This is a genomic window from Methylobacillus draconifructus (assembly GCF_045984385.1).
GTDB lineage: Bacteria > Pseudomonadota > Gammaproteobacteria > Burkholderiales > Methylophilaceae > Methylobacillus > Methylobacillus flagellatus_A.
The window spans coordinates 766,516-789,593 of record NZ_JBJQIJ010000001.1 but is presented as its reverse complement, the minus strand read 5'-3'; the positions used below and the strand labels follow the sequence as shown (position 1 = coordinate 789,593).

General features: G+C 50.8%; 26 protein-coding genes, 2 tRNA genes and 1 other RNA gene. 15 read left to right on the top strand and 14 right to left on the bottom strand.

Annotation, left to right across the window (positions count from 1 at the left end):
- Positions 1-774: 774 nt before the first annotated feature.
- Positions 775-1,257: a DUF2846 domain-containing protein gene (locus ACKF11_RS03890; protein ID WP_407996020.1), complete on the top strand. Its 483-nt coding sequence runs from the start codon at positions 775-777 to the stop codon at positions 1,255-1,257.
- 4 nt (positions 1,258-1,261) lie between these two features.
- Positions 1,262-1,924 (top strand): thermonuclease family protein, encoded by a 663-nt coding sequence (locus ACKF11_RS03885; RefSeq protein WP_407996019.1) that lies wholly within the window; start codon positions 1,262-1,264, stop codon positions 1,922-1,924.
- 216 nt (positions 1,925-2,140) lie between these two features.
- Here ACKF11_RS03885 and ACKF11_RS03880 read toward each other — a convergent pair whose 3' ends face one another.
- The 3 genes from ACKF11_RS03880 to ACKF11_RS03870 form a co-directional block, all read right to left on the bottom strand.
- On the bottom strand, positions 2,141-2,785 hold the full coding sequence (locus tag ACKF11_RS03880) for a PEP-CTERM sorting domain-containing protein (RefSeq protein ID WP_407996018.1): 645 nt from the start codon (positions 2,783-2,785) through the stop codon (positions 2,141-2,143).
- A 453-nt stretch (positions 2,786-3,238) separates the two neighbouring features.
- On the bottom strand, positions 3,239-3,745 hold the full coding sequence (locus ACKF11_RS03875; protein ID WP_309564978.1) for an FxDxF family PEP-CTERM protein: 507 nt from the start codon (positions 3,743-3,745) through the stop codon (positions 3,239-3,241).
- A 349-nt stretch (positions 3,746-4,094) separates the two neighbouring features.
- Positions 4,095-4,256, bottom strand: coding sequence for a hypothetical protein (locus tag ACKF11_RS03870; RefSeq protein ID WP_407996017.1), 162 nt, complete (start codon positions 4,254-4,256; stop codon positions 4,095-4,097).
- Between the two features lie 42 nt (positions 4,257-4,298).
- On the opposite strand from ACKF11_RS03870, the gene ACKF11_RS03865 reads away from it, so the two are divergent.
- The 5 genes from ACKF11_RS03865 (at position 4,299) to ACKF11_RS03845 (ending at position 6,589) form a co-directional block, all read left to right on the top strand.
- On the top strand, positions 4,299-4,490 hold the full coding sequence (locus ACKF11_RS03865; protein WP_407996016.1) for a hypothetical protein: 192 nt from the start codon (positions 4,299-4,301) through the stop codon (positions 4,488-4,490).
- 2 nt (positions 4,491-4,492) lie between these two features.
- The gene (locus tag ACKF11_RS03860; protein WP_407996015.1) at positions 4,493-5,374 is read left to right on the top strand and encodes a cytochrome c oxidase assembly protein; all 882 of its coding nucleotides are present in this window, start codon (positions 4,493-4,495) and stop codon (positions 5,372-5,374) included.
- A 59-nt stretch (positions 5,375-5,433) separates the two neighbouring features.
- Entirely contained in the window at positions 5,434-5,871 is a 438-nt protein-coding gene (locus ACKF11_RS03855; RefSeq protein WP_407996014.1) for a DUF3293 domain-containing protein, read from the top strand.
- A gap of 279 nt (positions 5,872-6,150) precedes the next feature.
- Complete coding sequence (locus ACKF11_RS03850) at positions 6,151-6,315, top strand: hypothetical protein (RefSeq protein ID WP_309564966.1); 165 nt, start codon at positions 6,151-6,153, stop codon at positions 6,313-6,315.
- Positions 6,316-6,415: 100 nt separating this feature from the next.
- Complete coding sequence (locus ACKF11_RS03845; RefSeq protein WP_407996013.1) at positions 6,416-6,589, top strand: hypothetical protein; 174 nt, start codon at positions 6,416-6,418, stop codon at positions 6,587-6,589.
- A gap of 202 nt (positions 6,590-6,791) precedes the next feature.
- Here ACKF11_RS03845 and ACKF11_RS03840 read toward each other — a convergent pair whose 3' ends face one another.
- Positions 6,792-6,983, bottom strand: coding sequence for a hypothetical protein (locus tag ACKF11_RS03840; protein ID WP_407996012.1), 192 nt, complete (start codon positions 6,981-6,983; stop codon positions 6,792-6,794).
- Positions 6,984-7,017: 34 nt separating this feature from the next.
- On the bottom strand, positions 7,018-7,284 hold the full coding sequence (locus ACKF11_RS03835) for a hypothetical protein (RefSeq protein ID WP_407996011.1): 267 nt from the start codon (positions 7,282-7,284) through the stop codon (positions 7,018-7,020).
- A gap of 164 nt (positions 7,285-7,448) precedes the next feature.
- Between ACKF11_RS03835 and ACKF11_RS03830 the strand changes: the two genes are divergently transcribed.
- Entirely contained in the window at positions 7,449-7,862 is a 414-nt protein-coding gene (locus ACKF11_RS03830) for a hypothetical protein (RefSeq protein WP_407996010.1), read from the top strand.
- A gap of 939 nt (positions 7,863-8,801) precedes the next feature.
- Positions 8,802-9,104 carry a hypothetical protein gene (locus ACKF11_RS03825; protein WP_309564963.1) on the top strand — a complete coding sequence of 101 codons (303 nt, stop codon included), beginning with the start codon at positions 8,802-8,804 and terminating at the stop codon, positions 9,102-9,104.
- Between the two features lie 46 nt (positions 9,105-9,150).
- On the opposite strand, the gene glgX is transcribed toward ACKF11_RS03825, so the two are convergent.
- The 5 genes from glgX to ACKF11_RS03800 form a co-directional block, all read right to left on the bottom strand.
- A complete protein-coding gene (gene glgX / locus ACKF11_RS03820) occupies positions 9,151-11,214 on the bottom strand; it encodes a glycogen debranching protein GlgX (RefSeq protein ID WP_407996009.1) in 2,064 nt (687 codons plus the stop codon).
- A 223-nt stretch (positions 11,215-11,437) separates the two neighbouring features.
- On the bottom strand, positions 11,438-11,644 hold the full coding sequence (locus ACKF11_RS03815; RefSeq protein WP_407994141.1) for a cold-shock protein: 207 nt from the start codon (positions 11,642-11,644) through the stop codon (positions 11,438-11,440).
- A 207-nt stretch (positions 11,645-11,851) separates the two neighbouring features.
- On the bottom strand, positions 11,852-12,238 hold the full coding sequence (locus ACKF11_RS03810; protein WP_407996008.1) for a surface-adhesin E family protein: 387 nt from the start codon (positions 12,236-12,238) through the stop codon (positions 11,852-11,854).
- 110 nt (positions 12,239-12,348) lie between these two features.
- Positions 12,349-12,425: transfer RNA gene (locus tag ACKF11_RS03805), tRNA-Asp, on the bottom strand.
- A 59-nt stretch (positions 12,426-12,484) separates the two neighbouring features.
- A tRNA-Val gene (locus ACKF11_RS03800) sits at positions 12,485-12,560 on the bottom strand.
- Between the two features lie 206 nt (positions 12,561-12,766).
- Between ACKF11_RS03800 and ACKF11_RS03795 the strand changes: the two genes are divergently transcribed.
- Positions 12,767-13,306, top strand: coding sequence for a peroxiredoxin (locus tag ACKF11_RS03795; protein ID WP_407996007.1), 540 nt, complete (start codon positions 12,767-12,769; stop codon positions 13,304-13,306).
- A gap of 51 nt (positions 13,307-13,357) precedes the next feature.
- On the opposite strand, the gene ACKF11_RS03790 is transcribed toward ACKF11_RS03795, so the two are convergent.
- Positions 13,358-13,723, bottom strand: a complete 366-nt coding sequence (locus ACKF11_RS03790; RefSeq protein WP_407996006.1) for a thioredoxin family protein — start codon at positions 13,721-13,723, stop codon at positions 13,358-13,360.
- Positions 13,724-14,204: 481 nt separating this feature from the next.
- Here ACKF11_RS03790 and ACKF11_RS03785 point away from each other — a divergent pair, with 481 nt between their 5' ends.
- Complete coding sequence (locus ACKF11_RS03785; RefSeq protein ID WP_407996005.1) at positions 14,205-16,394, top strand: HDOD domain-containing protein; 2,190 nt, start codon at positions 14,205-14,207, stop codon at positions 16,392-16,394.
- Positions 16,395-16,404: 10 nt separating this feature from the next.
- Positions 16,405-18,612: an EAL domain-containing protein gene (locus tag ACKF11_RS03780; RefSeq protein ID WP_407996004.1), complete on the top strand. Its 2,208-nt coding sequence runs from the start codon at positions 16,405-16,407 to the stop codon at positions 18,610-18,612.
- Between the two features lie 165 nt (positions 18,613-18,777).
- Here the strand turns inward: ACKF11_RS03780 and ACKF11_RS03775 are convergent, their stop codons facing one another.
- Positions 18,778-19,293 carry a hypothetical protein gene (locus ACKF11_RS03775; RefSeq protein ID WP_407996003.1) on the bottom strand — a complete coding sequence of 172 codons (516 nt, stop codon included), beginning with the start codon at positions 19,291-19,293 and terminating at the stop codon, positions 18,778-18,780.
- 336 nt (positions 19,294-19,629) lie between these two features.
- Here ACKF11_RS03775 and ACKF11_RS03770 point away from each other — a divergent pair, with 336 nt between their 5' ends.
- Positions 19,630-20,160, top strand: a complete 531-nt coding sequence (locus ACKF11_RS03770; protein ID WP_407996002.1) for a DUF4142 domain-containing protein — start codon at positions 19,630-19,632, stop codon at positions 20,158-20,160.
- Between the two features lie 249 nt (positions 20,161-20,409).
- The gene (locus tag ACKF11_RS03765) at positions 20,410-20,652 is read left to right on the top strand and encodes a hypothetical protein (RefSeq protein WP_407994148.1); all 243 of its coding nucleotides are present in this window, start codon (positions 20,410-20,412) and stop codon (positions 20,650-20,652) included.
- A 266-nt stretch (positions 20,653-20,918) separates the two neighbouring features.
- On the opposite strand, the gene ssrA is transcribed toward ACKF11_RS03765, so the two are convergent.
- Both ssrA and ACKF11_RS03755 read right to left on the bottom strand, forming a co-directional pair.
- Positions 20,919-21,279, bottom strand: a transfer-messenger RNA (tmRNA) gene (ssrA, locus tag ACKF11_RS03760).
- Positions 21,280-21,631: 352 nt separating this feature from the next.
- The gene (locus ACKF11_RS03755; RefSeq protein ID WP_407994149.1) at positions 21,632-22,075 is read right to left on the bottom strand and encodes a hypothetical protein; all 444 of its coding nucleotides are present in this window, start codon (positions 22,073-22,075) and stop codon (positions 21,632-21,634) included.
- Between the two features lie 504 nt (positions 22,076-22,579).
- On the opposite strand from ACKF11_RS03755, the gene ACKF11_RS03750 reads away from it, so the two are divergent.
- Positions 22,580-22,855 carry a hypothetical protein gene (locus ACKF11_RS03750; RefSeq protein ID WP_309564951.1) on the top strand — a complete coding sequence of 92 codons (276 nt, stop codon included), beginning with the start codon at positions 22,580-22,582 and terminating at the stop codon, positions 22,853-22,855.
- The last annotated feature ends 223 nt before the right edge of the window (positions 22,856-23,078 follow it).

Here is a 23,078-nt window from a genome sequence, read left to right as displayed (position 1 = left end):
GTTCAGTGACTTGCTTGACGGCGGCCTGTTTGAATTCTTCGGTGTAACGTTGTTGCTTGCTCATGATGTCTCCTCAACTTCCATAGTTTGAGACTCTTGAGCTGTCTAGGAAAGTGGGGGCGATTCAAGTTCCGTGCCCCAGCTGATGAGGACAGTTTACGTTCGGTTGATGAAATCAGTTTTTCTGAACTAACCTCACTCGCCAACAATGTTATCGAGCAAGGAACTGAAGGAGAAGCTCTATATCAGACAATGGCTCGCAAACTAGGACTCCAACAATTGCGAATTTCTAGTCGAGTACGTTTAGAAAAGGTTGTTCAGCCACTTCTTGCGAGTTCAAGATAGTTCAATCTGGCCGCTAGTACTAATTAAAAAATTGTTCTAGAAGTTGTAGCAGGACATTATTGAAGGAAAATGCATGAGGGCTCACATTGGGATTACATTGGCATTCACTGTAGCCGGCTGTGCTACCGGGACAAACGGTCCCGTCCAAATATCTGACAACCTCTACTTGATTGGTGGGCAGGGGAAATTCACAGAGCAGTCCGGGAGCGTTGTGAAAGCCCGATTTTTCCAGGAAGCCATTACATTCTGTAATTCCAAGGGATTGAAACTAGTACCGGTGAAAGACTCTAGCCAAGATGCCAATGATCATCAAGAGGCATCTGCCGAGGTTCAGTTTCGGTGTGAGTGACATTTTCTTTACCTACTACCAAATGATCTACGCTTGCAGGAATTAACAGCCGCACCATTCAGGTGAGGTCAGGGGGAGAGATGTTTTACAAATTTAGCATAGCCATCATCTTGGCTATCTTACTGTCCGCATGTGCTGGGAACCAAGTTAAATATAGCCAGATGCCTATACCAGAGGCTGATCCAGATCACGCTTTGATTTACATTTACCGCACAACAAACCATGCTCTTGCCTTAAGAACTGTATATTTCAATATTGATGATGTTGAACTTGCCGAGCTTAACCGTGGCAATTTCACATGGATCAAGGTTCCTGCTGGTTCGCATGATTTTTCATTCAATTGGGCATGGGATGTTAGCTTCGGAAGAAAGACCGGCAAAGTTCAGACCTTTGAAGGTGGAAAGACTTATTACTACCGATTCAACCCAGGCGCAAACATTATTGGTGCATTAATGTATTTCACGTCCGTGATGGTTGAGGTGACTGATGTTGAGGCTGCGCAAGAAATGAACAATCTGGATTACAAAGCTGCTAAAACGTCAGCTGCGATAACCATCAAATAACTCTATGAAGCTTTTAATAACGGCTCTGCTCTTCTGCGCAGTAGCCCAAGCCGCCACCCTAACCGGCAAGGTCGTCAGCGTAGCCGATGGCGATACCCTCACCATCCTAGAAGGCAAGACCCAACACAAGATCAGGCTCAACGCGATCGATGCGCCAGAGAGTAGGCAGGACTTTGGCAACGCTTCCAAGAAGTCACTATCGGAGATTTGCTTTGATAGGCCGGCAGAGGTGGTTGTCCAGGGAACAGATGACTACGGCCGCAGTATTGGAGAGGTCAGTTGCCAGGCTGCAGATGGCAGGTGGGTATCAGCCAATACTTATCAGGTCAGTACCGGTATGGCCTGGGTGTATCGCCAATATTCCAATGATCCTGAGCTTCTGAGGCTTGAGGAACAAGCACGATCGCAGAGCCTGGGCTTATGGAGCCAGCCCTCTCCTATTCCACCATGGGATTTTAGACATGGAACGAGCCAGGCCACACAGAGAGCAGCGGCCGTAGTACAGACTGTGACTGTCTCTACAGCTGGGTTCACCTGTGCCGGCAAGCGCTTCTGCACGCAGATGACGAGCTGTGAGGAGGCTAAGTTCTATTTGAGGACATGCGGGATATATCGCCTGGATCGCGATGGTGATGGGATACCGTGTGAGTCGATCTGCAAGAGGTAATCGTAGGGCAGCAGGATCTGCTGGGGCTGTGGGCTGATGGGAAAGTTGTACCGCCTTGGGAGTTTGGGAAGAGAAAGAAATAACTACAAACTCGCTCCGGCGGTTTTTTTATTGCCTGCTACTTGATGTAAGTGTGCCAGGTGACACAAAGAGCCCTAACCTTTAATGCTGAAACAAAAACAGGGGCATAAGCCCCTGTGATTGATGTGCCTTAGGTTAGGCTGATTTGCGGCGGCGTGCTGCAAAGCCCATAACAGCGAGGCCTAAGCCCAGCATTGCATAAGCAGAGGGCTCTGGCACTGAAGATACAAAGAATTGGAAAGATAGCGTATCAAATGTCCAGTACACATTCGCATTATGAATATTGCTGTTGATCGCCAAATTCCAATAGCCACCAAACCCGGTCAGCTCAGGATAATCAGCAGTGAAATCAACATACTTGCTCACTTCAAAATTGCCATTGAATGGCAATACATCAAAGTCTGTCCTGAAATAAGATTGATAGTTGAGATCAAGGCCAAACCCACCCTGCAAAGTAGCGTAGAAACTACCATTTGCAACTTCATCAGTAATCGCGCCAGAAATCTTGCCAGTAAAGCTAACCTTAGCGCCAGTAATGAATCTATCTTCGGTAAGCACCATTAAACCAAACTTATCAAGTTCTTGATATACATTACCAGCTGATAAATTTTGTCCGGAGATATTATAAGTTTTGCTTAAAGTAGTGCCATCGAAAGCGAATGTACTTTGGTCCAGCAGATTAATGGTATAGCCATTGCCCTCGAATTCAGTAACTTCCGCATGAGCGGAAAATGGCATGGCGAAAGCTGACAACAACATCGGCAGAATGAAACTACGCATGTAAATCCCCTAGTAAGTTTACAACTGTTAATTTTTATTAAGCGGGAGCAAGCATGCCTGAACATGCTCTTACTCAGCAATAGTCTGAACAGACTAGATGGGAATATTTATCATTCATGATTTGAGCGAAGCAATACCGATCTTTGCAGTCTGAACTCAGAGAAGTTAAAAATGAAGTAATCCGAATAAAATGGGTATTGAGAAAAACCAGAGTGACATTGGTCTAATTGGGGTAACTTTGGGGGTAACAAATAAAATTAAAATCCCACAATCATTGCAGATACTAAGTAAAATAAAATTGTTCGGTTGATGACGGGCCAATTGACTGTCCAAACGAATTCAAAACCATCTACAGATAACGACCTTCGATAGAGTCTTCATCTGCTTCTGTTTCAAATCTGTCTTCAAAAAGCAAAAAAGCCACCCGAAGGTGGCTTTTATCAGGTTGGAGAATTAGCCCAGGTTTTTATTCCTGCGCATAGCGACAGCACCTATCAGTGCTAGACCGACACCCAGAAGTGCATATGAACCCGGCTCAGGCACGGCCTGAACGCTAATTGCACCGCTGTAGACCCCGCCAGCTACTCCATTGGCGGTGCCTTCTACATTGATGTAATAGTTTCCGGCCTCAAGATTGGCAAAAGTGAATTCGCCGCCAGCCACAGAACCTGCAAGCCATGTGTCAGAGCTGTTGTAGAGGCTGAAGCTGAGGTCGCTAAAGCCTAGAACGTTCACATCGCCGTTGGTAAGCGGCAAGTCGCTGAGCGAGAATGTGCCTGTGGAGACATCAGCCAAGCTGAAGTTGAAGGTATTGGTGAATGTAGTATCAGCGGCTACAGTATTGGTATAAGTATTGATACCAGCATGCAGTTCGCCAAGATCCACCACATCGGCGGCATACGCGCCAGAGGAAGCAACTATGAGCGTTGCGGAACCAATCGCTGTTTTGAGAATATTCATACAGACTCCTTAAAAGTTGTTGTAGATGAAATTCCCCCCAGACAAATTATAAACAGACCTGCCTCGCCACAAAGAACTTATAGTTATTCCTATATAACTTTCAAATAACCTCATCCTTAAAAATTTCCAGAATTAATAATATGCAAACCCTTGCTATCATTGCGTTCGCGGCTCTTTCCGCCGAGCTACACCGACCAGGTGCTATCTGCTGTGTATGAGGTCCCAATGGACTATGCTTTTCATGCATTCAGCAAGGTTTTATTACATTCCATTACCAAGATTAGCCCCGTTCGGAGAATGCAATTGCATCAATTCTGATGGCGTTTTGACCCCAAATCGAGGCGGATAATTATGTTTTCACATCCCGCAGGAATATTTCTGCCACCTTATTCAGCATGTTGCGCGCGGTAGATTCGTCATAGCGCTTATAGTGGCCCTCGCCAAGCAGGTTCACCAGTTGCTGCCAAGTATTGCTGGAGATTTTGCTGGGGGAATCGATACCCTGCGCCATGAACACTTTCCAGGTGTTGACAGCAATCTCCTGGGAAATGCGGTGGCCCTGCGCGCATGGCGGCAGGTGGAGGCAAAGGATAAAGCGGACCCTGCCGGACGCAGGCAATCAAGCCGCGTCGAATCTCGCCAGGCTTTTGTCGCCTGGATTGCGCTCTTGAGCGGCATATTGTTTTCCATCGTGACCGCCATGTTATGGTTGACCGCCTGGCTGATTTCTCCCTGCTATCAATGAACATGCTATTCATTATCCTGTCCGTGGGTATCGCTTTTAGCCAAGAGGCAGAAGCTCATGGCCTTGCCGATATCCAGCCTTTGCCTTGGGTATGGACATTCGAGCCGTGGGTGCTTGCGTGCCTGCTGGCAAGCGCCTACGGTTACGGAAAAGGTGTTTTACGGCTGTGGCGCAAGGCCGGCATCGGCCATGGCGTCAGCCGCAGCCAGGCTGCCTGCTTTTCTTTCGGCTGGCTGGCCTTGGGCGTGGCGCTCTGCTCCCCGATCGATACGCTCAGCGGCTGGCTGTTTTCCGCGCATATGCTGCAGCATGAAATCCTCATGATTATTGCCGCCCCGCTGATAGTGGCGGGCCGCCCGCTCGGCGCATGTGCTTGGGCCTTGCCCGAGTCCTGCCGCCATCGGCTGCATTTTGCAACGCATATGCGCTGGCTCCGCCTCGGCTGGCTGTGGCTGACAGCCCCTTTGTCCGCCTGGTGGCTGCATGCCTTGGCGCTCTGGCTATGGCATATCCCCGCGCTGTTCCAGGCGGCGCTCCGCAATGAAGGCATCCATGTGCTGCAACATGCCAGTTTCTTTCTATCCGCACTGTTGTTCTGGTGGGCAGTGATCAATGGGATGCATACTGCCCAGCGCGGATGGAGCATGTTGCTGGTATTTACCACCATGCTGCATACCGCAGCGCTTGGCACCCTGCTAACGCTCTCCACGGCGATATGGTATCCGGCCTATCTAAGGCCGACGACGGCATTGGGTTTGGACCTATTGGAAGATCAACAGCTTGGAGGCCTGATCATGTGGGTTCCAGCAAGCTTGGCTTATTTGCTGGTGGCGCTCTTTATCAGCTTGCGGTGGCTGCTTCCCCAGCCCGGAACCGACCGGTAGGCCGGATTGCCGCTTTATTTGTAAAACACTTTTGTCGACTAACTTTTTTGGACTCTGTCATGAATATCTCGCAAGCGCAAACCGTCCTATCGCCAGAATTGATTGAGGCATATCAGGATGCCGACTATGTGGTGAACCATGAGCAACAGGCCTTCGTAATGCGAATCGGCCTTGGCAGCCCGGAAATGAACATAATCCTAGAGCAGCATGCGGATACCGCCGCGGCCATCATTTCCGCGTTCAACCCGCTCAGCAAGCCAGCGGATGAGGCCATCAACATCCAAAACACCGAGAAACTGGGCAAGGAGCTCAGGAGCCGTCATCTTGAATTCAGGAAAGGCTTGGCAAGATCAAGGTCCAACCAGTGGCCTGAGGAAAATTTCGCAGTGATCGGCATAACCCTGGATTCTGCAATGGAGCTAGGCAGGCAGTATCACCAGAACGCCATTGTGTTTTACGAGAAATCCGGCATCGCACAATTAATTCTTCTGCGATAGAAAACTGCCCGCTATTGAAGCTTTTTTATTAAGAGCCCAAACATACCGATGCTTCCAGATAAAGCTGGTACTCGAATTGCGATATGCGTTTTGCGCGAAACAGCCAAGCAGCCGGTCCGTTGCGGAAATCTGACAAACCTATCAGCCAATGACGGATGAAGTGGTAAGCGCGAACGGCATAAAGTGGAATCACGTTGCTTTTAACCAATGATCCTCGCTCCAGATGAATTACATTTTCAGCAACGTACCGTCTGGACAAGGACCCAAAGGAGATAAACCATGGCAAATACTACACAAAACAAACAAGGCGGTACCCATGAGCAGCACGTCAAGGCTGGCAGCCAAAGCCACAAAAACCAGCCGCAGTCGGCAGGCAGCAATACCCGCGGCGGTAGCCGGGAGCAGCATGCCAAGGCAGGTAGCCAAAGCCATAAAAACCGCTAAGCAAGTGTAGGCATACATCAGCGAATGGGTCCACCCTTTGCTGATGCTCGCATGCAAAAGGAAAGCCCGCGATACGCGGGTTTTCTACTAAGAGGTTCATATGGACGCCGATAATATCCTTTCCCAGATCGTCTCCTCCAACCTGAGAATGCAAGACTTGTTGATCAGTGCATTGGAAGTAGTGCCAACGAATTGCGACCTGCATGAGAAAATTCATGAAGCAGTACAAAGCAACATAGCCTTGGTAGATAGCCTGTCGAAAGATCCTGAATAATCAAGGCAGTGCTAATAAGGCCGTGTTTGAAAACTACACTCCAGACGCGGCCGCGCCGTGCTTAATTGACGCCCGGTTGTTGTGCATCCTTGCCTGATTCACGAAATTATCCCAGGGGCGATCTTTTTCAAGCGGGCGGGAACGCCGTTACTTAATGTAGTTTTCAACGCATCGACCATTCCCACGTCGGCCAATTTCACCTCTATAAGGAATTTCTGGCCACTAGCGGTTTCCATGGATCGGAAACCTGCCGAGTGGAAGTCGCCAAATACTGCATCATGGAAGTTTGTGGGATATTTTCAGATGTTTCGACCACAGAGTATTTCCCTGAGGAATAGGCTTTTAAAGTAAACAGCCTTTTAGCGTTATCCGTGGCGATTACTATCCATTTCATGGAGAAACTCCATCTGATCCATTGCAAAATTTGATCAAAAGATTTGATCCATCAATTTAATGGCATATTGACGAGCCTGAAGTTTTGCCTCTTCCCAAGATGACAGGGGCTTAACCCAAGGATGATGCTCTATGCGGTCAATCAAGACGGAATAAGTGAACCCTGCATCAACAAAATTAGACCCTTTGATTTGCACATCGAAATCTTTGTACTTAAATGACTCTATCATTTTAGCCCCCATTATTGACTTTCTACGACCGAATTTAAGCAGCTCTCCTGAAAAATACATATCAGCGGACATCTATGTCGTTTGTCAGCAAAACCCTAGCAACTTGTAAGAATTAATAACTTAAAAATAAGCGCCATAATCTTGTTTATAAATTGACAATCTCAAAAAACCCCAGGAATTAAGCAGCATAAAAAAGGTCTTATTTGTTCAACAAATGACACTGCAAGGAAATCATCATGCCGACAGATAATCTTGAACTTAACAACAATACCGACCGGGTCCGCAATGCTACGTCCGATACCGTCAACGATGAGATTGACCGTCAAACCGATCGCAATATTGAAACGTTTTCCGCGCTCGGCGAAGAGGAAATAAAAGCGCGTATCCAGCAATTGGATAAGGAGTGGGATATTGAGAGGGTATTGGAAGTCAATGCCTCTACCCTATCCCTCGCAGGGTTGGCGCTTGGGGTATTCGTCAATAAGAGATGGCTTCTGTTGCCTGCCGGTGTATTAACTTTTTTGTTGCAGCATGGCCTTCAGGGGTGGTGCCCTCCACTGCCCATCTTGCGAAGGCTGGGAGTTCGAACCAGAAGCGAAATCGATCGGGAAAAGTACGCCCTGCTTGAATCGATCAGAGGCGCTCGATAAGAGGAGCTTGAACTAAATTAGTTTTAAGCCTGTCGCCATCAAAAGGATGAACAATACGACTACTGCGATGACAAACCAAAAGAAAAAACCGGGCTCCTTCATAATCAATAAATAATGCCTTGATAGGATCTATACGCCTTTCAAATAGCATGAATTATTCGTGCTCAATGGCTGATCAGCCCAATCTCTTATTGTCCGTATATAAGTGAGCCTCGCCGGAAAGCTAGCTCGACCTGAGCCAATCAGCGGGACAATAATAGAAGTATTGCTGCAAAGCCTCTATAGGATGGGGCTGATTTTCTTGCAGGAGAATTCTGACAGGCTGAGCCGGCAGCCCGTTACAAGATACGCACGCTGGCTCGCAAGGCTCTAGGCCAGCTTACCGGCAGGAGGGTTGAAAGCAAGCCTTAGTGTTTTGGCTTTGATAAAGTTTGCTTTACAGTAGTTTTACAGCACCAAAAAATTGTATGTCAGCCAAGACATGGCAATAAACAAGATCGTAATTTCAGTCAGGCTAAATTTGAACATGATGCTTTTCCTTGTCGTCATGGTTAAGAGCATCATACCGCCGGCTGCCCAATGACTTGAAGGAGATGGTGTCCGATTTGCATGTCAGTCGTTTCTGAGTCATTACAGTGATGTTCGTGTTGCTTTTTATATATGCGAATTACATAACATCCATACGATTCTGTAGCGGTGCATAGTGGCCAGATTGAGAAATCCGGTAAAGACAGCCCTTCAAAGTATGATCAATCAGGATGGCCCCTCATACTCTCCTCTTTAATTTTTGCGTTACCGGCGTTATCAACTTCCAACAGCGGCACAATGCTTCCGCCTCCTCTTGTTCTGCTAAGCAATTCCTCTGCTTCAATCAGACGCTTTCTTACAGTACCCCTCACCTCACCGTGCTAGCTTGCCCTTTTTGAACCGGAGGTCGCCATGTCCAGCACTCGTTGCCAAAAATGCGGTAAGCAGACCGGTGCACTGAGCCTGTGGTGCCCATCTTGCGGATATAAAAAGGAAAGGCAAATAAAATGGTTTTGGGTGCTGGCGATTATATTGTCCACGCTGCTGTTTTTCGCCTATAAGAAAGCGCACACCTTTTCCGGCATGGCAATCCAGTATGACGACTCGGCAATCGCTGCATGTTGGGAAGACTACAACAGCAAGGCGCATGAAGACCCGATGAAGTCCTCAATCAAGATGTTCTGCAACAAGCTCGAAAACAGGAAAGCGGCATAAGCCAAGACTTGGCAATACTGAATACGCTTTATTTCTAGCGGCGCACCTACACGATCAGTTTGCCTTCGTAGACATAGATGGAGCGCGGCTCCAACTCCAACTCTTCCCCTTGCTGGTTGGGAATCGGCTTGAGCGGCGTATCCAGCAACAGCTTCCAATCATAACTATCGCAGTAGGGAATACGGGCAGGCACTGTCACATGCGAAGCATTGATCATGACCAATATCGCACGCCCTGTTTTGTCAGGAGGCACGAACTTGACTGTCATGGCTTTATTGCACGGATCATTCCAGTCCTCGTTGCTCATGGGTTCCCCGTTGACGTTGAACCAGGCCACGTCTGAGTTGCCATGCTCGTTCAGCTTGCCCGTGACAAATTCGGCACGCGAAATGGCGCTGTGCTTTTTGCGCAGTTGCGCCAGCTCCCCGACGAAATCGATCAAGGCGTCGTCGGCATTGTCCCAATTCACCCAGCCGATCTCGTTATCCTGGCAATAGGTATTGTTGTTGCCTTGCTGGCTATTGTTGAGCTCATCGCCCGCCAGCAACATGGGAATGCCTTGCGATAAAAACAGCGTAGTGAGGAAATTACGCTTTTGCTGGGCGCGGAGCGCCAATATCTCTTCCTGGTCGGTGTCCCCCTCGTGGCCGCAGTTCCAGCTGTGGTTGTCATTGGCGCCGTCTTGGTTGTCCTCGCCATTCGCCTCGTTGTGCTTTTCGTTATAGGAAACGAGGTCGTGCAGGGTAAAACCGTCGTGCGCCGTGATGAAGTTCACACTGGACCATGGCCGCCGATGCTGGTCGTTGAACAAATCGCTCGAAGCGGCGAAACGGCTCGCAAAGCGGGACAACATGCTCTCCTTGCCCGCCCAGAAATCGCGGGTGACATCGCGATAGTCGCCGTTCCACTCGGAGAAGCCGGGCGGGAACGAGCCAAGCTGGAAGCCTCCCGGACCGACATCCCAAGGCTCGGCAATCAGCTTGCAGCGGGTCAATATCGGGTCTTGCAACATGGCATGGAACAATGCATGGTCCCGGTTGAAGCCGTTGTCGTTTCTGCCCAGCGTCAATGCCAGGTCGAAACGGAAGCCGTCGATACCGTAGACGGAAGCCCAAAGCCGCAGGCTGTCCATGATCATCTGCATCACTTTTGGATGAGAGGTGTTGAGCGCATTGCCACAGCCGGTGAGGTTGTCGTAATAACGCGGATTGCCTGGCAGCTCCTTGTAGTAACTCAGGTTGTCTATGCCCTTCCAGCACAAGGTCGGGCCCAAGTGGTTGCCTTCGCAGGTATGGTTGTAGACCACGTCGAGGATCACCTCTATCCCGGCATCATGCAGGGCATCTACCGTCTTGGCGATTTCTTCCAGCGCGCCCGACCCCAGGTAAGACGGCTCGGGAGCAAAATACGCCAAGGTATTGTAACCCCAGTAATTGGACAGGCCACGATCGAGGAGATGGCGGTCCTGGGCGAACGCGTGAATCGGCATCAATTCAATGGCAGTGACGCCTATGCGCTGCAAATGGCTGATGATGGCGGAATCGCTAAGAGCCGCGAACGTCCCGCGGATATCGTCCGGAATAAGGGGGTGCTGCATTGTCAGGCCGCGCACATGGGCCTCGTATATGATGGTCTTGGGCCAGCGGATATCGGGCTTGGGAGATTTGACCAGAACATCAGGCTTGACCACGATGGCTTTGGGCATGAACTTGGCACTGTCGCGTTCGTCCATATGGAGGTCAGCATCCGGATCGTCGCTGATGGTGTAGCCGAACAACGCATTGTCCCACTGGATCTGGCCGGAAAGCTTGCGCGCATATGGGTCCAGCAGCAGCTTGTTGTGGTTGAAACGCAAGCCCTCTGCCGGCGCCCAGACGCCGTCGACCCGGTAACCGTAGAGCTGTCCCGGTTTTATACCTTCAAGATATCCATGCCAGACGCCATTCGTGCATTCTTTGAGAGTGATACGCTCGGTTTCCGACTCGCCATGCTCATCGAACAGGCACAGCGTCACGCTGGCAGCATGATCGGAAAATAATGCAAAGTTTGTGCCCTTGCCATCGAAATAGGCACCGCGGGGATAAGGTCTGCCTTCTTTGAGAGTGCTCATGACATCGTGGCCGGATTGTGATGGCTCGAATGTAATAGGAGCAGCTTAATATTGCCTATCAGAGGCTCGGCCGTAGCCGCGTAGGAAATTCTTACTTACCATCCTTACTCATGCTTCAAATGAGCAATCGACGCCCGTAAAAATGCCCGGACATGCCGGGCACTTGATGAGCCTCATCTGAAATGCATCTGCACTCCGTTAGCTCATTGCTTTATATCAAATCTTATTCAGGTTTGATGTTGCTGGCTTGCTTGCCCTTAGGACCATCTGTCACGTCGAAGCTGACACGTTGGTTTTCTGCCAGGCTTTTGTAACCGCCTTCGTTCACGATAGCGGAGAAATGCGCGAACAGATCACTGCCGCCGTCATCCGGCGTGATGAACCCAAAACCCTTGCTATCGTTAAACCACTTAACTACACCTGTTGCCATAATTGATTCCATTCATTTCAGTGTGGGGAAGGCACCCCAAAAGTTTGTATTTCAAATTCTGTAAAAAATCAAAGTTCAAACACCTTGATTAAGGTTTTACGTGCTTATTCCAGGGATGTCAATCAATAGTTGATAATAAATGCAAAATGACCTCGGCCGGCCATTAAGGCCATTCGCATAAAACTAATGTATCCCAGGACAACTTGCTCAGGATGACGGATTCACCATGCGCCTTACCTGGCATACCAGGCCTGCAATCGTCCTAGCGTCTTCATCATGCTGCAAGGATAGAAACTCGCGCGTGCCTGCGGTCTGGCTCAACAACTTGCCTTTAGCGTCGAATGACGCCGTAGCAAGCGTACGGTAAGTCTGCTTGCCACAATCGAACTCCAACTTCATCTGCTTGGCGAACGCCTGTTTGCCATGTACTTCGCGCTTGGCCAGTATTGAAGAATAAGCCCCTTTCTCGTCATAAGAATCCAGGTCCACCGACAACTCGGCCCCAGCTTTCTTGACCAACGACTCCCATTCCGTGGCCAGGGCGCTGGTTGGAGACAGGAACAAGGCTGCAGATAACAAGATGTATGGATACATATGCGTTAACTCCTGACAGTGAGCACGATGTTGCTATACATAAACGACCATGCATATCAGTCAAATGACGCATATAAAATAAAAAAGCGAACCCGAAGATTCGCTTTTTCTGGCGGAGCGGACGGGGCTCGAACCCGCGACCCCCGGCGTGACAGGCCGGTATTCTAACCAACTGAACTACCGCTCCATGACTCTGCACCAGGTTGTCATGCCTGATGGCTTACTGCTTTTTCAGCAGGCAAGGGATGGTGGGTGATGACGGGGTCGAACCGCCGACATTCGCCTTGTAAGGGCGACGCTCTACCAACTGAGCTAATCACCCGTGCCTGACTGAGGAGCGGCATTCTACAGCATTTTTTTGATTTGGGAAGAGGCCGAATTAATTTTTTTGCACAAACCCCAACCCCAGTAAACAGGGGCTCAATCATTTCGCCCCGGCGCGTTATACTGATGTCATTCTATTTCAATTACTTGCCAGGCCGCTTGCCTGTATAGGCCGCCTTGCTTGCATACTCTTCCGGAGAAAACATGTTGAAAATTTTTTCTATCGTTATCGTGTTGGGCTTGGCGGCCCTCCTCATCTTCCGTTCCGCCCATGCCGCGCCCGTTCCCAAACCGGGATCGCCGGCACCCAGCTTCACACTGCCGGATGCCAAGAAAGCACAGCACAGGCTCACGGATTATGCCGGCCAATGGCTGGTGCTGTACTTTTACCCCAAGGACGATACCCCGGGCTGCACCAAAGAAGCGTGCAGCTTCAGGGACGATCTGTTCCAATTGGAAAAACTCGGCGCAAAAGTGGTCGGCATCAGCGTAGACGACTCGGATTCGCATGCCAAGTTCGCCGAGAAATACAGCCTGCCCTTTCCCCTGCTCTCCGATGTGGACGGCAAAGTGGCGGACAGTTACGGCGCGTTGACCAACCTGGGCATCATCAAGATTGCAAAGCGCTATACCTTCCTGATCGACCCCAAGGGGAATATAGCCAAGACCTACCTGAGCGTGGACACTTCCCGCCACTCCCGAGAAATCATAGACGACCTGAAACAGCTCAAGACAGCGCAGTGACCATAAAAAACGCCGGGATAACCCGGCGTTTTTTTGAATTCATAACACAGCCTATGCCGATGTCTTCTCATTGAAGTGGCGATTGACTTCAGTCACATCGAAGGCGGCCCAGGCCTGGATCGCATTCTCCAGCTCGGCACGGCTCATTTCCCCGACTTGCGCATCCACCACGATCTGGTCGCGGATCGGCATCACTGCAGGAATCTGCTTCACGTTGAAATAATTGCTGATTTCCGGGTCCTCATCGACATTGACCATGGCGAACACCACATCAGGATGCGCCTCGGATGCAGCTTCGAAGACAGGCGTGAATGACACGCAGGGCTCGCACCACGGCGCCCAGAAATCGACGATCACAAACGCATTGCTTTCTATCGCTTGCTTGAAGTTACTCTTGTTCAAATGCTGCACGGCCATGATCACTCCTCGGTTCTATCTCATCGTTATCGTTACTTGGCGACTCTCATCGCCACACCAGTCTAGAGGCAGGCAACCGTGCTTGCAATGTCAAAAACTCCCGCCATTGCTAGAGTGTTTTGACCAATCGATAGACCATACCTCGTTTCATGTCGATGCCATAAAAGGCCGTACAATGAAAAACCAGCTGGATCGGCTAAATAAAAGGCTTCCAAAGCCGTTATTGACTGAAGCGCCGAGATCCGTACGCAAAAAAGTATTAACTATCTTGAAATGCAATGTTAAAGTACTTTCTTAAGAAATATTAAAAGCGATTTATTGATAAACCTAAAATCAATCTTTAATGGCACAAGGCCCCTCACGCTATAACGCCGTCCACACGGCTCGCACTCGAATAAAGTTCGGCACAATACTTATTACTCAAGCCGACAATAAGTGACTGGCCTACTATGCAAGACACCTAATGGGGAACGTTTAGAGAATGTGCAGTGCAGCAGGAGCCCAAATTGTTCTGAATAATGCCACAATCAGCGCATTACCTTCCGTTCCGCAAATCCTGACCAAGCTACTGGAAACGCTGCAGGACGAGAACTCTGGCCTAGAACAACTGGCCAACCTGATTGAAATGGACGTCGTCATCAGCGCACGCGTGCTGGAGGTCGCCAATTCGGCGGCCTACCGCCGCGACCGCCATGCCGTGCTTTCGATCCGCAGCGGCATCATCATCCTCGGCTGGGACATGGTCAAGATGCTGACGCTCAGCATCATCTGCCAACGCATGTTCAACGACTACTATGAACAGAGCAACCAGGACATCGAGCATTATTGGTACCACTCCCTACGTTGCGCCGTGATAGCCAAATCGCTTGCCACGCGCACCGGAGCCGCCTCCGCCGACGAAGCCTATGTCGCCGGGCTGCTGCACAACATCGGCAGGCTTGGCCTGCTCGCAGGATTCAAGAACAAATATCCGCCATTCTTCGCGATCGACGACTCATTGCCCGGCTACCTGGAAAGCGAGGTCGCCCATTTCGGCATCGACCATTGCGAACTCGGCGCCTGGATCATCCGCAACTGGAACATCAAATCCTTCCTTGAAGACGCGGTGGCGTACCATCATCTCCCTGCTGCGCAGGTGGAACACACGCCTGCCCTGGTCAAGATCGTCTACCTTGCCAACCTGCTGCTGACCGAACGCAGGTCGGAACGCCAATCGGCGCTGATCCTCGCCAACAAATGGTTCCAGCTCGACAGTACCGTCATCAACGACATCATGAGCCAGGGAATCTCCCAGGTGCACATCCTTTCCGACTCGCTTGGCATCAATATCGGCAATGCCCATACCAGCCAGCACAACTGGGACAAGCAAGAGCCGGACATCGAGGCTTTGGTACAGGCCCTAGGCAAGAACTTCAGCCCGACCCACGCTTCCTCATCCTCCAGCAAGAACAAGCTGGTCAAAGGCGTGATGGACACCGCCCTGATCAACCACCTCGAGTCCACCTGCGGCCAGGCAGAACAGCAAGACGGCTTTTTTGAGCTATTGTCCAAACTCTCCAAGCTGCTGTGCAATGCGCGGGAGGTGCTGTTGTTCGTGCCAGACGAGGCCAGGCAGCATCTCTCCGGCAAAGCCATTTCAGCCGACCAGGACTGGATCGAAAGCTTCCACCTTCCCATCAAGCCCGCCACCAGCATCATCACCGCGGCCTGGATCAAGAGGTCGCATTGCCATAGCTTCCAGGCTTTTGACGGGTTCAAGCCGTCGCTGCCGGACCAACAGATCATGCGGCTGTGCGGGGTGGACGGCATCCTTTGCTTCCCGATGTTTGCAAAAGACACAATCGTCGGCGTCATGGTGTTCGCGCTAGACCAGGCGGAATTCCTGATTGCAAAACAACAGCTGAACGTGCAATCCGCCCTGGCCAGAATCGTCGCTTCCCGCCTGGCGCCGGACCAAAAGCCGGCAGAACCCGAGCTTGAGGCCGCCGTGCATGAGGAGCGCCTCAAGCGCTTCGTGCATGAAACCAGCACGCCTCTATCCACGATCAAGAACTACCTCGCCATCCTCGAGCAAAAGATGCTGCTGAACGGCATGCCCAATCGCGACATCGCGATCGTGAACGAAGAAATCGACCGGGTCGGCTCGCTAATCGGCAACCTGTATTCCAAAGAACAGGATCATATTGCCGCCAGCACCGATATCAACGAATTGATCCAGGACATCGTCGCCCTGCATCGCCAGACCTACCTGAAGCCCGCTGGGGTAGAAGTCACGCTGAACCTGCATCCCAGCCTGCCCAAGGTCACGACCATCCCCTACCAATTGCGGCAAGTGCTCGTCAACCTGATCCGTAATGCGGCGGAAGCCATGCACAAGGGCGGCAAGCTCAGCATTTCCACCTTCGTGGAAAACCAGTCAGGCTCGGGCCAAGGCATCCTGATCCAAGTCAGCGACACCGGGCCAGGCATTCCCGAAAGCGTGCTCAGCAAGCTGTTCACGCCCGTAGAGACCACCAAGGGTGGGAAACACAGCGGCATCGGGCTGTCCATCAGCCACGATCTCGTCAAAGGGTTGTGCGGCAGCATTGCCTGCCGCACCTCCAGCGCGGGAACCAGCTTTGATATCCGCCTGCCCATCCAAGCCAGCCCGCAACCTGAGCTGATCAAATAAGGCAAACCCGATGGCCGCTTCCACCCCTTCGCAAGTCGTGAACAAACTGATGTCTAGGCCCAATGTATTGATTGTCGACGACAATGAGCGCCTGGCGCAAAGCCTGCAGCAATTGCTGCAATTACACGGTTACAACGCCGAAATGTGCTCATCTGGCGAGGACGCGCTGCAACTGGTCATGGACATCAAGTTCGACCTCATGCTGCTCGACCTCTCCATGCCCGATATGAACGGCTTCGACGTCCTGACCGAGCTCGCTACCCACACGGCCCCTCCTCCCGTCATTGTCATCAGCGGCACGAAAACCTTCAACGCCGCCATCGAAGCCATGCGCCTGGGAGCTTACGATTTCCTGCGCAAGCCATACCAGCCGGAAGAATTGCTGCATACGATTGAAAACGCGATCGAGAAATCGCGCCTGGAAACCCAGAATCGCAGCATCCACGCCAGGCTCGAGGAATCCGAAAACCTCTACCGCTACCTGGTCAACAGCTCGCCCGACATCATCTACACCCTGGATGACAGCGGACGCTTCACCTTCATCAACCACCGGGTAGAAACCCTGCTCGGCTACAGGCGCGAATCCCTGATCGGCAAGCACTACACGGAAATCATCTATAGCGATGATTTCGACCGCGCCTCCTATGCCTTTAATGAGCGCCGTACCGGCAACCGCGCCACACGCAACATCGAGCTGCGCTTGAAATGCAAGGACCGCGAAACTGAAGTGCGGCATTTTGAAATCAACTTCATCACCGTCGTTCTCAATGCGACCGGCACCTACGCCGGCACCCATGAGTCAGGCACCCCCTTCAGCGGCACCTATGGCGTCGCGCGCGACATCAGCGACCGCAAGAAGGTGGAAGAAGTCATCACCCGCCAGGCCTATCACGACACCCTGACAGGCCTACCCAACCGCGCCCTGTTCAAGGGCCGGCTCAATGTGGCCCTGAACCACGCCAAGCGCAACCAGCAGCAACTCGCCATCATGTTCCTTGACCTCGACCGCTTCAAATGGGTCAACGACACGTTGGGCCACTTTTACGGAGACGAGCTGCTCAAGCACGTTGCGCAACGCCTTTCAGGCTGTTTGCGCGCGCAGGACACCCTGGCGCGCATGGGCGGCGACGAGTTCACCCTGCTTTTGCATGACTTGCAGCAGCCCGACGACGCCAGCCTGGTCGCAGCCAAGATTGTGGAGGAACTCAAGCGCCCGTTCCTGCTGGACGAACGCGAAATCTTCATCTCGTCCAGCATCGGCATTGCGCTATACCCGGACCATGGCGACTCTATCGAAACGCTGATCAAGAGCGCGGACATCGCCATGTACCACGTCAAGTGGCGTGGCAAGAACGGCTATCAATACTACGAAGCCAGCATGAACGCCATGTTCCACAAAAAGCTTTCCATGGAAAACGAACTCAGGCGCGCGATCGAGAAAAAGCAAATCATCCTGCACTATCAGCCCCAGGTGGACGTGGAAACCCGCAAGATCATCGGCCTCGAAGCCCTGGCGCGCTGGCACCACCCCGAGCTCGGCATCATATCGCCCACGGAATTCATTCCCTTGGCCGAAGAAACCGGCCTCATCTTCTCGCTCAGCGAGATGCTGCTGGCAGAAGCCTGCCAGCAGATGCAGTCATGGGAGGAAGCAGGCTTATTGAGCTTCAGGCTCGCCATCAACATCTCGCCCCAGCTGGTGGAGGAGGAAAACTTCGTCGCCAAAACGCTCAACTACATCCAGGCCCAGCACCTCAAACCGGAATTCTTCGAAATCGAGATCACCGAAAACCTGTTGGTCAGGGACCTCGAGAACACCGTCGCAAAACTCAAGGCGCTGGGCAAGCAAGGCATCAAAATCGCCTTGGATGATTTCGGCACCTGTTACTCCTCCCTCTCTTACCTCAGGCAATTCCCCATCCACAATATCAAGATCGATAAATCCTTCGTCGGCGACATCAATACGCATAACGAAAGCGTGCCCATCATCACGGCCATCTCGGGAATCGCCAAAGGCTTCAAACTGGACCTGATCGCAGAAGGCGTGGAAACCTTGCAGCAGATGAGAACCCTGCACAGGATGGGATGCAGCAAAATGCAGGGCTATCTGTTCAGCAAACCCCTGCCCGCTCAAAACATCACCAAATTGCTCAAGCACCAAGCCAACCTGTTCCAGAAGAACGGCGAGCCCAATGAGGCTTTGATCACCCAGCACTAATAAACATCAGCGATTTGGCCGTCGCTCCAGTTAGGAGAAATAAGCATACGGGGTGAGAAGCTCTTTGGTGGTTGCAAACCCAAGCTACCATTCAGCTTTTCCTGGTTCCCAGATATGCAAAACGCGCCTTCAAGGCGCGTTTTGGCAACAAGGGCGAGGCCCTGATCAGGAATGGATATAATGGCCCTTATTGGATTCCCAGTCCTCAGCGAACCGACGGGAATCCTCATCGCTGCGGGAGCGGACGCCTATCAGTATCCCGCCCCTGTTCACGCCTTCCTCATATTCTTTGAGCCTGTCCTCAGGAATGGCCCAGCCCACCAAGGCTCCTACGATCCCTGCGGAGACGCCACCCGCGCCGGCGCCAGCCACTGCGGCCGCCAGGGGGCCAGCAATCACCAAGCCGAGCCCAGGCAGCGCCAACACTGTCCCGGTAGCGGCGATTGCGCCCGCAATCGCGCCGACAGAGGCGCCGATAGCCCCTCCTACCGCAGCGCCTTCAGCTGACTTGTTGCCTACCTCGGTAACAAGGGTCGTATCCTTGCCATAAAATCGTTCACGGGTCTCTTCCGACATGACAACATCGATCTCATCAGGCCGGTAACCAGCATTTGTAGCACTTAGATATGCGCGCTCGGCGCTATCCTTATCCTTGAATAATCCAGTTACAGTTCTTGTCATGGTATCTCCTAGATTTATATTTTGTTGATAAAACCCAGCGACATCACTATGAACCATTCGCGCCAAGGATGATGTACGAGAGAAGCTTAAAAAAGGGTAGGAGCTTAAGGAGGCGTGCGTAGGCGAAATGCACATCGCACAGTCTAGCTGGACCTGCGGATTATTCATGGATGAGATTGAGCTTGCCTATACCGGCAATGCGCCTTGATTGCATCACGGCATCTGGAGTACGACTATATTGTTAAATTCCGACATATCAATCAGACACCTTCTTATTAGTGCAATCATTTCAAAGTGATACGTTTCCCCTCTTCATTATCCAAGTGGGAGACCAGAATGAAAACACTGCCTTACGCATTAGCCAAGCCCTGCCTGATATTTGGGCTTGTATCATTGGTATACGCATCGTCCGGGATTGCCGCTGATCTATCCATGGCCGATAAGCACTTCATAGAAAATGCGGCTCAAGCGGGCAAGGCGGAAATCGCAGCTAGTGAACTTGCCAAGACCAAGTCCAAGAATCCGGAAGTGCTCAAGTTTGCCAACACCATGATTACCGATCATAAGAAGGCATACAGCGAATTGAGCGACCTTGCCAAGCAGAAAGGCGTTGAAATCCCAACAGAACCAAGCCTAGTACAAAAAGGAAAGGCCAAATTGCTGGAAAGCAAAGACGGCAAGGATTTCGATGAAGCTTATGCAGAGGAAATAGGCGTGGCCGCACATGAAGATGCAGTCAAGCTGTTTGATGAAACCTCGAAAGAAGCGGACGATGCCGACGTCAAGAAATTGGCGTCCAAGACCTTGCCCACCCTGCAGCATCACTTAGCGGAAGCGCGAAACCTGCAGCGCAAGGTAAAGAAATGATCGAATAGCCTCACTCTGTATTAGGAAAGCAGGGTTCGCCCTGCTTTCCGTACATCCTTTCCGAGGTAGCGCGCCGGTAGGCCAATGATAGCCTGAAGAGGCCATTGCTGAGCATAAGCAATGGAAACACCGCTCACCAATAGGGAAGCAATTAATTGAAAGCACTCACCATCTCGATTATTGCCATAATAATGCTTTTGCTGGTTAAGTGACGCACTTGGCCTCATGCTTTGAAAACGGCCCTACCTTATGACAGTACAATATCGAGTAATTGTGGAACAACTCCTTAAAACCCCAAGTACGTGGGGCGGCCCCAAATCAGCTTACTGGCCTTTGTTTTTCACGCCTTGGAGTGAAGATGCGCAGTATCATATCCTTGACGGTTTAAGACAGCATTTTCGCGAGCCTGAGTATCGGGTAGTCATTGAGGCATTATCTGAGTTACCGCAGGCTGATTCTGAGAAATCATCAAAATATGAGAATGGATTTTGAATGCTGTTTTTTAATGATGGAATTCGTAGTGCGATCTTGCCCCAATGCTTTCTTTCCCATAATCTCCTGCGGGAGATCGCTGACCGCTTCAAGACAATAGGTTGCTTTAAAAGCGTTAAACTTATTTGCATCAAATATAAATGGGTAAGTCCTGTTACCCAAAGTTATCTCATAACTCCTTGTTTGAAAGGAAATAAACAAAAACCCCGGAATCACTGGGATTACCGGGGTTTGTGTACCGCTTTGAATTGCGCTGAATTAGTATTTGGTGGAGCCGGGGGGAATCGAACCCCCGTCCGCAAGCCCTCCACAGACAGTTCTACATACTTAGCTGTGTTGTTTGATTTAACCTGATGCCCACCAACGAGCAAGCGAACAGCAGGCGAGTTACCTTGGATTTAATGTTGTATTAAGTAACCCAATACAACACGATCCTCTCTAAATGACGCTGCTGCGGTTACCCGCCCGGCCGAGAGGCCTTCCGGTGCAGCGTCCAGCCGGGATTAAGCGGCTAGAGCGTAAGTTTCGTCGTTTGCGACTATACTTGTTCTAGTTTATTTACGAGGTGACTAGGCCTCGGTATGCCCTGCGCTGCTTTGCAACCCACGTCGAAACCTGGTCGGCCCCTGATGGTTTAAAGCTATCGTATGACTCCCCTTGAGAATGAAAGTTCTCACGAGAGCCGGGAGGCGGATTATAACCTTTCTTCAGATTTCCCGCGCGTGTTTGTCATGTCTTGACGTTTGCCAAATGGGGATTGATACTGGATTATCAAGTAGCCAGGGGCTTTGTAGAGGAGTTGCTGATCGGCTCAACCATGAACTGGGAGCAAATGTCTGGGGGGAAGCCATTAATATCCCGCCTGAACCAACCAGCGCTACCAAGCATAAACGTGATTCTCACTGGCAAACATCGGCTTTTGTCTTACATTGTCCTTCAGGGAACACTAAAGACAGGTTTTGTCGCTTTGCCCGCTTAGTCAACCGGTCAACTGGTCTATCGAAGCCAACAAGGGCCATCCATCATGCAACCAGGAATATTCCAAGGGCGGATCAGAGATGATCACATAGACACGTTCTTCATTGTGCTCTTTAATAATCAACGCCTGGATCGCATGCCCCTGGGGAACCTCAAACCAGAGTGGAGCGTTGTCTTCGTCCTTTTCCATAAAGGCATGCACAGCCAGGCTCACGATCTCTGTGTCTAACTGTTTCCATTCACCAGCATCAAGCAAATCCTTGCGAGCCCATCCTCCTTGCAAGAACTCAGCAAGCTCGGGAGCGGTTTCCTCGTCACGCTTGCCCCACTTCAACCATTCGATTAGGCCCAACTTACGCTGTACGGGCAGATAAGCTTGGGGATCGGGAAAGTAAATCTCTAAATCCTCGCCCTTGGGATTGATGTATTTTACGCCGCCGGGCATAGGCTCACTCTGCGTAGGACATTAATTGGTAAAACACGAATAGCCCCACGCCATTGATCATTAACAGAATGAGCACCCAAATGCTAATTTCGGCGACTTCTTGTCGACTCAGCATACCAACCTCCTACGTAACGACTTAAGGTCAAGTGAGGTAAAACTGATACATCCAACAAATGACACCCATCAACAACGTCCCAACAAAAGCCAATCCCAGCGCAATCCAAGGTTCAAGCTCTGGTCGCATAGCGTCTCCCTTTAGGTTTTCCATTGTTTATCCTTAACTTGTTGAATCATTTTAAGAAGGATCATATAGAGGGAATTTCATTTTCACTATCGGGCGTTGTCTTACATTCTGGCACGCAAAAATCTCTTGGCCGCTTACCGCTATCGGAAAAGAATATGGCATCAATCAATGAAACTGTGAAACGCCAATGAAATGCTAGACGGCACCTTGGCGCATATTGATTGTCGTATGGTTTTACCCCTTACACGAGAGGTCTAAAGATGAGCACACCAGACAAGCGCCGTTTGAGTTCTCTGCAACGGACCCTATTAGGCTTGTTCATTGCCGTGCTGGCCGGCATAGGCATTTATCGCGTTATCGGACCGGAACCACCACTGCCTGAGCCAGCCCGTACCGAACTCGAGTCGCAGGCACGCGTTATAGAGCAGCGTGCTGCCGAGGATCAGGCTGATGGAGACAACAACCCCAGCAAATGGATGACAGTTCCATTGGCGGAAGAGCCTGTTGAACCAGAACCGCCGCGGGAGCAACATTGATAAAAGAGGTATTCCGATCCGAAAAGAAATATCTCTACTCTTCAAACCGTCAATAATGAGGCCGGCAACTCCATCTGCCGCACTGGTCTTTTAAGGCTCTGCTACGAAATAAAAAAACCTGTTTTCATCTCTTTTTGAACAGCAGTTTTTTTTTATTTTTAGATTTCCTGGCAAGGTCACTTTACCGGTATCGACAAAGAGTAGAACAGGCACAGCCCCAGCC

Excerpts from the sequence above, each read along its gene's own strand:
- ACKF11_RS03790 (WP_407996006.1), bottom strand. The coding sequence starts at position 13,723 with ATGGCCGTGCAGCATTTGAACAAGAGTAACTTCAAGCAAGCGATAGAA.
- ACKF11_RS03855 (WP_407996014.1), top strand. The coding sequence starts at position 5,434 with ATGAATATCTCGCAAGCGCAAACCGTCCTATCGCCAGAATTGATTGAG.
- ACKF11_RS03840 (WP_407996012.1), bottom strand. The coding sequence starts at position 6,983 with ATGAAATGGATAGTAATCGCCACGGATAACGCTAAAAGGCTGTTTACT.
- ACKF11_RS03850 (WP_309564966.1), top strand. The coding sequence starts at position 6,151 with ATGGCAAATACTACACAAAACAAACAAGGCGGTACCCATGAGCAGCAC.
- ACKF11_RS03830 (WP_407996010.1), top strand. The coding sequence starts at position 7,449 with ATGCCGACAGATAATCTTGAACTTAACAACAATACCGACCGGGTCCGC.
- ACKF11_RS03785 (WP_407996005.1), top strand. The coding sequence starts at position 14,205 with ATGTGCAGTGCAGCAGGAGCCCAAATTGTTCTGAATAATGCCACAATC.
- ACKF11_RS03775 (WP_407996003.1), bottom strand. The coding sequence starts at position 19,293 with ATGACAAGAACTGTAACTGGATTATTCAAGGATAAGGATAGCGCCGAG.
- ACKF11_RS03880 (WP_407996018.1), bottom strand. The coding sequence starts at position 2,785 with ATGCGTAGTTTCATTCTGCCGATGTTGTTGTCAGCTTTCGCCATGCCA.
- ACKF11_RS03845 (WP_407996013.1), top strand. The coding sequence starts at position 6,416 with ATGGACGCCGATAATATCCTTTCCCAGATCGTCTCCTCCAACCTGAGA.
- ACKF11_RS03815 (WP_407994141.1), bottom strand. The coding sequence starts at position 11,644 with ATGGCAACAGGTGTAGTTAAGTGGTTTAACGATAGCAAGGGTTTTGGG.
- ACKF11_RS03755 (WP_407994149.1), bottom strand. The coding sequence starts at position 22,075 with ATGCCCGGCGGCGTAAAATACATCAATCCCAAGGGCGAGGATTTAGAG.
- ACKF11_RS03835 (WP_407996011.1), bottom strand. The coding sequence starts at position 7,284 with ATGTCCGCTGATATGTATTTTTCAGGAGAGCTGCTTAAATTCGGTCGT.
- ACKF11_RS03825 (WP_309564963.1), top strand. The coding sequence starts at position 8,802 with ATGTCCAGCACTCGTTGCCAAAAATGCGGTAAGCAGACCGGTGCACTG.
- ACKF11_RS03770 (WP_407996002.1), top strand. The coding sequence starts at position 19,630 with ATGAAAACACTGCCTTACGCATTAGCCAAGCCCTGCCTGATATTTGGG.
- ACKF11_RS03870 (WP_407996017.1), bottom strand. The coding sequence starts at position 4,256 with ATGGCGCAGGGTATCGATTCCCCCAGCAAAATCTCCAGCAATACTTGG.
- ACKF11_RS03765 (WP_407994148.1), top strand. The coding sequence starts at position 20,410 with ATGACAGTACAATATCGAGTAATTGTGGAACAACTCCTTAAAACCCCA.
- ACKF11_RS03890 (WP_407996020.1), top strand. The coding sequence starts at position 775 with ATGTTTTACAAATTTAGCATAGCCATCATCTTGGCTATCTTACTGTCC.
- ACKF11_RS03750 (WP_309564951.1), top strand. The coding sequence starts at position 22,580 with ATGAGCACACCAGACAAGCGCCGTTTGAGTTCTCTGCAACGGACCCTA.
- ACKF11_RS03875 (WP_309564978.1), bottom strand. The coding sequence starts at position 3,745 with ATGAATATTCTCAAAACAGCGATTGGTTCCGCAACGCTCATAGTTGCT.
- ACKF11_RS03810 (WP_407996008.1), bottom strand. The coding sequence starts at position 12,238 with ATGTATCCATACATCTTGTTATCTGCAGCCTTGTTCCTGTCTCCAACC.
- ACKF11_RS03795 (WP_407996007.1), top strand. The coding sequence starts at position 12,767 with ATGTTGAAAATTTTTTCTATCGTTATCGTGTTGGGCTTGGCGGCCCTC.
- ACKF11_RS03885 (WP_407996019.1), top strand. The coding sequence starts at position 1,262 with ATGAAGCTTTTAATAACGGCTCTGCTCTTCTGCGCAGTAGCCCAAGCC.
- ACKF11_RS03860 (WP_407996015.1), top strand. The coding sequence starts at position 4,493 with ATGCTATTCATTATCCTGTCCGTGGGTATCGCTTTTAGCCAAGAGGCA.
- ACKF11_RS03780 (WP_407996004.1), top strand. The coding sequence starts at position 16,405 with ATGGCCGCTTCCACCCCTTCGCAAGTCGTGAACAAACTGATGTCTAGG.
- glgX (WP_407996009.1), bottom strand. The coding sequence starts at position 11,214 with ATGAGCACTCTCAAAGAAGGCAGACCTTATCCCCGCGGTGCCTATTTC.